Annotated in this window: 6 protein-coding genes; all 6 read right to left on the reverse strand. The window is 44.2% G+C overall.

The window, feature by feature from the left end:
- Positions 1 to 58: 58 nt before the first annotated feature.
- Positions 59 to 1,135 (reverse strand): hypothetical protein, encoded by a 1,077-nt coding sequence (locus tag AB5150_RS11815; RefSeq protein WP_368291911.1) that lies wholly within the window; start codon positions 1,133 to 1,135, stop codon positions 59 to 61.
- A 165-nt stretch (positions 1,136 to 1,300) separates the two neighbouring features.
- Entirely contained in the window at positions 1,301 to 6,601 is a 5,301-nt protein-coding gene (locus tag AB5150_RS11820; RefSeq protein ID WP_368291912.1) for a hypothetical protein, read from the reverse strand.
- Positions 6,602 to 6,754: 153 nt separating this feature from the next.
- A complete protein-coding gene (locus AB5150_RS11825) occupies positions 6,755 to 8,947 on the reverse strand; it encodes an alpha-galactosidase (protein WP_161171436.1) in 2,193 nt (730 codons plus the stop codon).
- A 73-nt stretch (positions 8,948 to 9,020) separates the two neighbouring features.
- Positions 9,021 to 9,725 carry a hypothetical protein gene (locus AB5150_RS11830; protein ID WP_015534458.1) on the reverse strand — a complete coding sequence of 235 codons (705 nt, stop codon included), beginning with the start codon at positions 9,723 to 9,725 and terminating at the stop codon, positions 9,021 to 9,023.
- 248 nt (positions 9,726 to 9,973) lie between these two features.
- Positions 9,974 to 10,816 (reverse strand): carbohydrate ABC transporter permease, encoded by an 843-nt coding sequence (locus AB5150_RS11835; protein WP_161171437.1) that lies wholly within the window; start codon positions 10,814 to 10,816, stop codon positions 9,974 to 9,976.
- A 15-nt stretch (positions 10,817 to 10,831) separates the two neighbouring features.
- The coding region (locus tag AB5150_RS11840; RefSeq protein WP_368291913.1) for a carbohydrate ABC transporter permease at positions 10,832 to 11,730 on the reverse strand (899 nt) is incomplete at its 5' end.

Below are 11,730 nucleotides of genomic sequence, written 5' to 3' on the forward strand. Positions count from 1 at the left end.
ATATATACAAAAATCTCATGAACTGAGAAATCAATCCTCAATCCATGAGATTTATTTTCTAATATACGTAGAGATCATAGTCTACAAGATACCACTTACCGCCAGTCTTTATAACTGTGTATATGATCTCGCCATCTGATTCGTCAGTAGATCCTTTTATCTTGACATCAAGATCCACCTCGTAGCACTTGTCAACCGTCATGTCGACATCCAGCATGTCAAATGTATCATTTACATCCTTAAGCTTATCCTCGTCATATTCCTTCTCTGATCTGTCCTCGACCTTGATGCTCTTGACCTTGCCTACCTCATCTACCATGTCGCTGACCTGCTCGTTGAATGTATCCTTGACATAGTCATCACTGCCTGTATAGCTTCTTATCCTGTTATACAGCTTGTAATATTCCTTGTCCATCAGATCAACCATGGCATCGGCATCGCCTTTTTCATAGGCTGTCACCAGCTTGTCTCCGACCTTCTTGGCACTTCTCTCACCGGAACCACCCGCCAGGATCAGAACAACGACTATTATCGCGATCAGGACTGCCGCTGCGATTCCGCCTATTATTGCTATAAGCTTCTTGTTCACCTTTTTACCCGGCTCCATGACACCCGGAGTCATGCCCGGCTGCTGGCTGTACTGTGGCTGACCATACTGTGGCTGCCCAAATCCTCCATACTGTCCACCTGTCGACTGGACATTTCCACCAAACTGCTGACCCTGACCGTACTGCGGCTGACCATACTGTGGCTGTCCAAATCCTCCATACTGTCCACCTGTCGACTGGACATTTCCACCAAACTGCTGACCCTGACCGTACTGCGGCTGACCATACTGTGGCTGTCCAAATCCTCCATACTGTCCGCCCATCGGCTGTCCAAATCCACCCGGCTGCTGATTCTGCTGTGGCTGACCCGGGTTCGGCTGCCCTTGTGCACTGTTCTGCACCGGAGAAAATGCGCTCACTCCCGGAGTCGTGAGGACAGTAGTTCCCTCGTCCTCATCGTCGTCCATATCATTAAATCCATTTACGTTATTCTCGTCCATCTTTCTCTCCTTATTCTGCTCATCCCTTTTGCTGCTCTGGAACAATAATGTTCCCATAGAATCATGGTAGCATTTTATATCTGCCATGTCCAACTAAAAACATCACATTACCTCAAATTTTACACTTTATTACCTGTTTTCTTTCGCTATTATGTAATAAAAGGCGTTATGATGATGAACACACAGAATAAAAAAACAATCCGCCACGGATACATGTTGTATCCATGGCGGATTCTTCTATTTCTTTTGATATTATCTCTTCTTTATTACAACCGATTTCTTTCCACTCCATGCGGAATAGTAAACCTTACCATCAATCTTCTTAAAGCTTCGTACTCTGACATAATATCTCTTGCCCTTAGTAAGTCGTTTGATGGTCTTACTTGTAACTGAACCTCCGTTTACATTGGCCGTCTTTGCAGATTTAAACGATGCATTGTCTGCATACTGTATCTGATATCCGGTGGCCTTGGCTGCCTTATTATATGTAACCTTGGCTGTTCCGGCCGATGCACTTGTGAATTTCTTCAGCTTCACGGCAGGTACATAACTTCCTGTCTTCTCGCCGCCAAATGCCGAATTGTATGTCACATCGCCAAATGTCTTATAAGTTCTTATCTTATATGTATACTTTACACCCACATTTTTAGCTGTGACGTCCACGAACGATGTTGTATCCGGATTCTGAACAACACCTGCTATCGTATATGCTTTTCCATTTACTCCTCTGTAAACAACATATCCCGATGCCGCTTTATACTTCTTCCAGCTCAACTTTATTCCATTTGCTGTGTTGTCAATGGACTCAACTTTTCTCACACCCATCTTGATGTCAAATGTGAGTGTCTTCTCCCCTTCATAGTCACCCTTGAATTTGATGACAACTTTGGCCTTGCCGATATTCTTGTTATTTGAATATGAAACGCTGTAATTTCCTGCGGCAACCTTTCTGCCCTTTGAGTCTTTTACCTCTACCGCAGGCTTCTTAGCTGTACCATCATACTCAACAGCGCTGTATGCAAGCCTGATACTCTTTATCCTGTATATACTCTGAGTTTCCTTGCTGGCTGACTTGCAGTTTTTGCACAAATGCACCTTATATCCGTCACGGGTCTGTGATGCCTTTTTCTTAACCGTCCACACCGTCTGATAATCGTGAGGAACTGTGGTCTCATCGTCTATGATAGTATCCTTTTCTCCGCAGTTATTGTCACACTTTGCCGTCTTGGTTCCCTTCTGCGAACATGTGGCATTTCCATCTGACTCATACTTTGTGAAGCTGTGTCCTGTAGCAGGGATCACCTCGGTCTCATATATATCCTCATCCTCAATGTACCTTGTCTTCTCTCCGTTCTCAGTACATGTCGGAGTCTTGGTTATGATCCATCCCCCGTCATCTCCAGCCCCAAACTTCTGGGTCTTTGACTCAGCATATATCCACTCTGATGAACCCGTATTCTTATATCTGAGATCCAGGGTCACATCTGTGTATGTGTCATTTTCCACAACAGACATGATTCCCTGAATGATATTTCCATATGCATCAGTCCATCTTCCGCTGACAAATGGTGTCTTCTGGCTCTCATTATTTGCATATGTTATCTCTATATCTCCGGTTACACTGTATCCGTCCTCTGTCTTCTTCACCTTGCATCCTGATATGCTCACAGCGGAGATATCGTACTCGTTCTCTACCTCTGCCTCCACCTTCTCAGGAGTGATCGTCACGCTTCCTGTCTGCTGCGACGCAAGGCTGATCCTGAATGTATAACTGCGGTTCGCCTCAAATGTCCTGTCTATAATGAGTTGTCCGCCGTTCCGTGAGTATGTCTTTTCCAGAACCCCATCAGCATAGATTCTGGTGTATACTGTATTATCTCCGCAGTCCACCGTAAATCTGTACTCTCCGGTCTCCGTTGGGATAAATTCATACTCGATGCCCTCTCCGTCATAGCTTATATCCGCTGTTGTCTTCTGACCCGGTGTTATTTTTCCATTACCTGTCACATACGAATCGTGATATGTAAATGTTATCTGATCATCTTTCTCTCTCGCATAGAGTGCTATAATATAGCTTCCCTTTTTCAGAGAGAAAGCATCTCCACTGCTATATGTATCTGAAAAGCTGCCATCATCCTCAATGGTATATATACCCTTAAGCTCAAAGCCCTGTCTCTGAAGGGATACCACTCCATCTGACGCAATATCAAATCTGTACAGCTTTACATCCCCAGTGTTCTCAACACCTGAAAGCACCGCAGGCTCACCTGATATCAGGTACTCCAGCTCATCCACATTCAGATCCACGACATCAAATGATGCTCCCTGAACTTCACAATCGTCAGCCATTCCCCATATGTAAGGTATTATCTCATATGATCCGGTCTGTTCTGTTATCGTGTCGATGCTTAAATAGCTGCTCACCCTGCCGTTTTTCGTGATCGTATAGCTTGTATCATCGTCATCCGCATCAAATGTTCTGGTGCTTCCATCAGAATATGTGACAACGGTTTTTATGCTACCCTTAAGCTCATCAAATTCCCTCAGATATTCAGTCTTAGAAACGGTTGTGCTTACGCTTACAGCCTTGACGATCTCCTTCATTGTCACGCCGCATTTATTTACATTTTTTCCCGGATACACACATACATACAGATCCCCGCCTGCTGTGTCAAATCCCGCACTGCCAAATCCATCAGATGAATAAGCCACGTTGTTAGTCGTTATCTCTATTCCATTTGCATCCAAAATCCTGATGCCATCGATCTTCTCATCTGCGGATACCACATACGAACCCGCCTGGGCACTTACCTTATATATATGCACATATCTGTCGCCTGAAATATCAAGCGTCTTTGAGCTGTTCCATGTTCCAAGGCTCATGCTCTGTGCAGTCTTCACTGCAAATGGTATCTCAACCGTATCCATGCCATCCGCACCAGCGATTGCAAGTTCAACCATGTATCTGCCAGTATCAACCCTGCTGCCAAAGCCTGCGATCTCGACATACTTTCCAGTTTTCTCGTTATATCTGTACCATGTACTCGTGATCAGCTCATTATCCTCGCTGTCACCGACACTGGCCTCTTTTACACTGCCATCATCATATACAAACTGGAGAGTCTCTCTATCCAGAAGGTTTTTGATACCTGATAATTTCATATCTGGAAGGAATTCATAGGTTCTGTTATCTCTCAGCTTCCATGAACTGATCTTTGAATTTGACAAAGTTTCTCCCCTTGTCACATTCATGCTCCAACTGGTCTGCGTATCTCCCCACTTGTCCTCTACTCCGCCATCGAGACAGATATAGTATGTATTGCCGCTCTCAAGTGCAGCCTCGCCATCCGATACACTAAGTTTCTTCAGATCATACATTGTCTCATCATCAGCGTCAATTTTGCTGTAGATCTCCATACCGCCCACTGGGGCAAATGTATACCTAGCGGATGTCGAAGGCATAAACGTATAATATGCACTGCCATTCTCCGACAGACTTACCTGGTTAGATCCCTCCGCAAGACTTCCGGCAGCAACATCCTCTATATCCTTTATCTCTATGTCATATGCATAAGAGTCCTCACTATACAGTGTGTATATCCTAATCTGTGCCGCTCCGACAGGGCACTCATTTTCCATATCTGTAACTATCTCAGCACGTACCTCGTCTCCTCTGGAGGTTTCCACACTGTCCGAATCGTCAAACACCAGCTCCTCTGTTTTTCCGTCAGCATACGAGATCTTTACTCTGGTGCCATCTACATAACTGCTGATATCCTTATCATAGCTGCCCATTCTGATAAAATCTGTGTTCTCGGGAACAGCAATCATGTCTGTCACTTTTGGAATAAAACTGAGTCTCACATTTGTCTCGGAAGTAGATAACTCATTATACAGGCCTACGTAATAAGTGCTGTCTCCAGTAAGTTTTCCTGTAACCTCTACCGGGCCCTCATCACCGGACTCATATACACAATAAGGACTGTCGCTTTCTATTACCACACTTCCGTCAAATGGCATGACAAAACTGTAATAGGCCTTGTCATACTCATCCGTTCCGACACTCACATTGTTGTCACCTTCGGAGAGCTGTCCTGCGCTCAGCTTGTCTATGGACACTACCTTAAGCACTGCCGTGCCGAGCAGCTCCTGATCTTTCTCAGCCGCATTATATCCCACAGCTACTTTGTACTCGCCCTCTGAAAGAGTTACACCTTTTTCATATTCGTACTCTTTCCAGTTATTATCAGATGACGAATAATATACTGTATATCTGTTTCCATTACTGTATCCACTTCCACCGGTCAGATCTATGCTTTCCGTGGACTTATCATTATACTTTATTGTACTGCTCGCACCATTCATGAAGCTTATCGGCGTTCCGGCTGCCCATTCGCTCTTTGCCAGCTTCAATGTCACCCCTGAAGGTGCCGCATACTTCTTTGCCTTGAGCCTGACCTCATTCAATGTTTCATTGTCATCATCCGTTGTTCCTGAAAGTCTGACATAATAGGTCTTTCCCTTGACAAATGAATACCTGTCATTATCGGTCTCAACCACCGCCATGTCCGAATCATATACATCTATAAATGCAGTTGATGATTTATCTACTTCAAACACAAAGTCAGCAGTTGCAGATGGTATAAATCTGTAATACTCGTAACCGTCCACCCTGGTATCATATGCGTAGGTATCCGTCTCACTGATATTCCTTTTTCCTACAAAATATTCAGCAGGAGTCTGCACCTTTGCAGTGTACGAATCGTATATCTTGGTCGACTGGTTCGGCTCACTATCCATTTTATCTGTAAGCTGAACAGTATACGTACCGGCCGGAAGTTTTTCCGCATCCGCATACGATACCATATCCCCTTCATCGCCCTCATAATAATAACTTCCCTTGGAATCCTTCACCCACAGACTGTATGTAACTCCATCTATCTTACAGTCTGAGCCGCTGATACCTGAACTGCGCACCTTTCCACCGGAATAGGTTACCGTTGCGTACGCCGATGTTATGGAGTCTGGTGTTCCCTCCAGTATCGTTGTATTATCCGGCACCATTTTTATTGCCGCCACATCCGGAAGCTTTCTCACGCTTATATTTGCACTTTCGGAAACTGTATAAGAACGGGCATACTTAGACCCAAGAATGTATTTCTCCCCCGCAGTGCACTTGTATACCAGCCTGCAGCATCCACTGCCATCCTTTTTACCTGTAGCAAGGCGCTTACTCTTACTGTTATACAAGGTCTCCTGAAGCATCAGCCGTGACTGGCTTCCCTGCAATATTATCTCATAATATCCTGTCTCATCCGTGACAAATGATATTTTACTCTCCTTGCCATTAACTATGTTCACAACCCCATAGTCACCCTCAAGCTCTGAAATATCCTCTGTAGCTGCTGATATCTCAGCTTCATTCATCTGTACGGCATACGCTGTCATATTTGACAGTAAAGTCTGTGCCTGTGCAGTCGTCATCGGTATATGAATGCACGACGACACCATGGCTACAGTTACAGCCGCAGCCATTATCCCCTTCAATTTCATATGTAACCTCCCTTTTTCTCCCATACATATTCAGCACATTTATGCCGAATATATAAGCACAAAAAATTACAGCCTCATATTATCATGAAGCTGTAATTTAATACAATATAATTAATAATTATGTATAAATAACACAATATCACTTATGCAATTTTACTTTCTAACCAGATGGATCTGGTAAGCATTGTACTCGCCGAACTTGAGTGGTACAGGAAGTCCTATCTGGTCAAGTCCCTGTCCGCTGTACTCTGCGCCGGTCTCCTCGTCAACATATGTGGCATCCACATCAAGTCCCTTTACTCTGACAAAAGGTACAGGGGCATTGCAGAAGCTCTCCACCGTCACGATATTGACAAGGGTCTCTGACTTGTCCCTTGCGACAAATGACCATGCAGCTACACCTTTGCTCTTGTCCGCATCCGTCAGTCTGTAGTAAAGTCCATTATGAAGAAGATCCCAGTACTTCTTGTAGTTTTCTACCTGAGCCTTTACCTCTTCCTTCTCCTCATCGCTGACCTTGTTCAGATCAAGCTCGTAGCCAAAGCTTCCTGCCATGGCAACAACGGCTCTTGTATTGAATGGAGTTGTCCTGCCTGTCTGATGATTTGGAACCGCTGATACGTGTGAACCAACCACCGATATAGGATAGCCAAATGAAGTTCCATACTGTATGTCAAGTCTGCAGATGGCATCTGTATCATCACTGCACCAGATCTGTGGTGTGTAATACATCATTCCGGCATCAAATCTTCCGCCGCCACCGCTGCAGCCCTCGATGAACATCTTTGGATATCTCGCCTGAAGCCTCTCCATAAAGTCATATACACCGAGTACATACTTGTAGAGGATAGTTCCATTGTTCTGGATTCCCTCAGTCATGGAGTATACATTTAAGATGCTTCTGTTCATATCCATCTTTATATAATCAACATCTATCTTGTCCAGCACTGCTGTCATCTGGTCAAATATGCAGTTTACGACCTCTTTTCTTGAGAAATCCAGATTGAGCTGGCTTCTTCCCATGACAGGCTTTCTTCCAGGGATCACAAATGCATAATCCGGATGCTCCTTGAACAGCTCGCTCTTCTCGGATACCATCTCAGGCTCGATCCAGATACCGAACTTCATGCCGAGATCCTTAACCCTCTTGACAACATCAGCCATAGGGCCGCCCATCTTATCCTCATTTACAAACCAGTCGCCGAGACCTGACTTGTCGTCATTTCTCACACCGAACCAGCCATCATCCAGAACCAGCATCTCAACGCCGAGCTCTGAAGCCTGCTTTGCTATATTAACTATATCATCACCATTGAAATCGAAGTATACTGCCTCCCAACTGTTGATGAGAATAGGTCTCCTCTTTGTCTTGTACTCACCGCGGCAGATATTGTATCTCACAACGTCATGCATCTTATGTGACATGTCAGCAAATCCATCAGGTGAATAAACCATAACTACCTCAGGTGCCACAAACTCGCTCTCAGGATAGAGCACATACTCAAACATCTCATCCTGAACACCCATATTGAGTCTCACCTGATCTGTCTGATCCTTCTCAACCTCACAGTTGAAGCTTCCGCTGTAGAGAAATGAGATTCCATAGCAGTCACCTGCATCCTCATTCGCATCCTTGCCTGCTATAACCACAAATGGGCTGTGCTGATGGCTTGATGTACCCCTTGTGCTTCCGATCTTCTTCACACCATGATTTATAGCTTCTCTCTCATACATGCGCTCCATAGCATGTCTTCCGTGGAAGTGGATGAGATCATAATCACCTGTCACAAAATCCAGGCTCATACTTGATGCCTTTGCCACAAATATATCCGCATCGCTTATATTTCTGACTATAGCTGATCTTGTGATCAGATCCTTATCCTCTATAATTCCATACAGAAGATCAACCTCCACTCCCACCTGAGGATCCTGAAGAACGATCTTAAGGGTCTCACCCTTCTCGCCGTCATTTGTGTAAGCAGCAGGAAGTCCCTTGAGACTATACTTACTGTCCATCACCTCATATGAAACATATCTGAGATCACATCCATGTATTCCCTCTATGTCCTTTATGTTGAATGCCGGAGTCCTGAAATCTCCGTTGCCGTAGCAGCTATATTCCAGTGGAATGTTGTCCAGAGAGAATTCTCTGTGCTCCTGTGCTTCATAAGGATTGCCTGAGAATCCTCTATCGTAATGAGTTATGACATATGACATATCCCCGTCCATTTTCTTGCCATAATACAGATGAGCCAGATACCCATAGTCGATCACCTTCATCTGATATGTAGTATTTTTGGTATTCAATGTGAAAAGCTTTTTCTCTTCATTTATCAATATTGCCATGCCCAAGTCCTCCTTTTCGTGATCTCCAGTTTCTCTACAGCCAAATTTCATTTGACTGATCTTTCCTCATAATTTATCTACAACCGGCTCCGCCGGATTGTATTCCAAGTTCCACCATGTAGTCCACAAATTTCTCCACATATCCATAATCCGCCGCATATGCTGACAATCCAATATATGCCTTGCCATCTGTGTACTCAGTAAGTCCTGCCGCCTTGTATCCTTCAGATACATCTATTCCGACAGGTATCTTCTTCCCCTCTTCATCCTCGTAATAAATTATCCTATCCTTATACTTATCATATATATCGCCGACCTTCTCATCCGACAGGTCTGCAAGTCTGCCGCTCTTCGCCAGACCTATGAGATTGTCATACTGGCACAAGACTGCCTGAGCAGTGTCCGCCTCAAGGTATGCCAGCACCTTCATATAGTAACTGTTCTTATAATCTGAGTTATTTGCCAGATTAAAAAATGCATTGTTGTCAAATGTAACCCTTCCCGGGAGATTTTCTTCCCCTACATACGACACAAACCCCTGTGTCAGCCTGCAGTCCTCTGAAACATCATCGTAGTTGTTCACAAGGACAACATCCAGTATCGGCTTGTCCTCCCTCGTTGCAAACACAACAGTGAAATACACTACAAGTCCCACGAGAACGACCGCACCGATTATCCAAAGCTTGTAATAATCCCAGATATATCCTATTTTTTTGCGTATGGAGTCCATCTCTTTGATCTTCTGTTTTTCTTCTTCCGTGATTATCGGCTTTTTCATAGACGTCCTCCTTTTGTTTCGTATTTACGATATATTTTGGAGTGGACGCATGAGAGGCGCTCCGCGCGGCGTCCACGGCATCGTAAATACTTCGTATTTACGATATATTTTGAAACAGACGCATGAGAGGCGCTTCGCGCGGCGTCTGCAGCATCGTAAATACTTCGTATTTACGATATATTTCACAAGGGTGGCGTCAGTAACCGACGTCACCCTGTGGTCATATATAATATCTTCTTTAACTTTCTTTAGAGCTTTCCACCTGATGTTGCAATACCTTCTACGAACTGCTTCTGGAATATCAGGTATATAACGATCATTGGTATACATGATATAAGAGATGCAGCCATCAGCTGTGGATAGTTGGACTGATACTGTCCCTGCATTGTTGCAAGAGCTGCTGAGAGCGGCATCTTGTTTGCACTGCTGTTTACAACCAGTGGCCACATCAGATCCTTGAATGCGAACACTGCTGTGAATATTCCGAGGGCAACCATAGATGATCTTGCAAGTGGAGCCATAACGAACACGAATGTCTTTGGAATGTTACATCCGTCAAGTCTCGCTGCCTCCTCGAGATCTCCAGGAAGTCCCATGTAAGCCTGCTTGAGCAGGAAAGTACCAAACGCTGTTACGATACCTGGGAATACCAGGGCGAACATTGTATTTGTCAGTCCCATCTTACTGATCATCAGGAACTGTGGGATGATGAATATCTGTGAAGGAATCATCATCTGGAAAAGTATCAGGGAGAACATAAAGTCTCTGCCCTTGAACTTAAGTCTTGCAAATGCATATCCTGCGAGTGTTGCTGTGAGACATGCACACACAACTCTAAAGAATATGAGCAGTAATGTGTTCTTGTAGAGAACAAGGAAGTTCATATTATTCCAAACAGTAGTGAACGCGTCTGTACGCCACTGTGATGGGAATATTACGAATGGACTTACCGAAGTTGCCTCTGTTACTGTCTTAAATGCTGTGAGTGTCATCCATACAAATGGCACTATCATAATGATTGAGAATATGATCAGAATGAGGTGAATCAATAATCTCTGCATTCTTCTCTTAAACTGTACGCCTCTTGTCATATCGATTCCCCCTTCCTAGTTATAATGAACCCACTTCTTCTGACCGATCATCTGGAATACTGTAAGTACCATGATGACTGCGAGAAGAAGAACTACTATTGCTGATCCATAACCCTTGTTACCATTCTGGAATGAGTACTGGTAGAACAGATATACGATGGACTCTGTCTTCTTGAGAGCCGGATTGGAAATATCCATTACCATGTATACAAGGTCGAATACCTGAAGTGCTCCGATTACTCTTGTTACGAGTACGAAGAATACTGTAGGGGAGAGAAGTGGAAGAGTGATCTTGAAGAATGCTCTTACTCCTGATGCTCCGTCAATATCCGCTGCCTCGTAGTAATCCTTAGGTATCTCCTGAAGTCCTGCAAGGAACAGAACCATGTTGTAACCAATGATCGACCATACACCGATGATTGCAACTGAGATCCATGCGATCTTTGGATTGGATATCCACTCGATCTTTGTACCGAGGATGTGGTTTAACAGACCGAACTGTGAATTGTATAACCATCTCCATACCATGGCTACAGCTGCAGGTGCAACTACCATTGGCAGGAAGAATATTGCTCTGTATATTGTTCTTCCGTGCATCTTACGATTCAGGAATACCGCAAGTATAAGTGCGATGGCGATTGAGAATGGAACCTCAATGATCGCATACTTGAATGTATTGAGAAGTGACTGCCATACCTCAGGGTCAGCAAACATCTTCTTGTAATTTGCAAATCCTGCAAATGATGAATCTCCGAATGATCCAACCTTACAGAATGACTGATATATTGTCTGTACTATAGGCCATAAGTTAAGTACGATGATTCCTATCATTGTTGGGAGGATGAATGCCCAGCCCCATTTGCGCTGGTTTCTTTCCCATGTTGTTGACTTCTTTTTCTTGAACTCTTTATCTT

This window comes from Coprococcus sp. RTP21281st1_F1_RTP21281_210402, assembly GCF_040915325.1.
Classification (GTDB): domain Bacteria; phylum Bacillota; class Clostridia; order Lachnospirales; family Lachnospiraceae; genus Coprococcus; species Coprococcus aceti.

What these genes read in the sequence shown, in the direction of transcription:
- AB5150_RS11835 (WP_161171437.1), bottom strand. Translation starts at nt 10,816, where the DNA reads ATGACAAGAGGCGTACAGTTTAAGAGAAGAATGCAGAGATTATTGATT.
- AB5150_RS11815 (WP_368291911.1), bottom strand. Translation starts at nt 1,135, where the DNA reads ATGGCAGATATAAAATGCTACCATGATTCTATGGGAACATTATTGTTC.
- AB5150_RS11820 (WP_368291912.1), bottom strand. Translation starts at nt 6,601, where the DNA reads ATGAAATTGAAGGGGATAATGGCTGCGGCTGTAACTGTAGCCATGGTG.
- AB5150_RS11830 (WP_015534458.1), bottom strand. Translation starts at nt 9,725, where the DNA reads ATGAAAAAGCCGATAATCACGGAAGAAGAAAAACAGAAGATCAAAGAG.
- AB5150_RS11825 (WP_161171436.1), bottom strand. Translation starts at nt 8,947, where the DNA reads ATGGCAATATTGATAAATGAAGAGAAAAAGCTTTTCACATTGAATACC.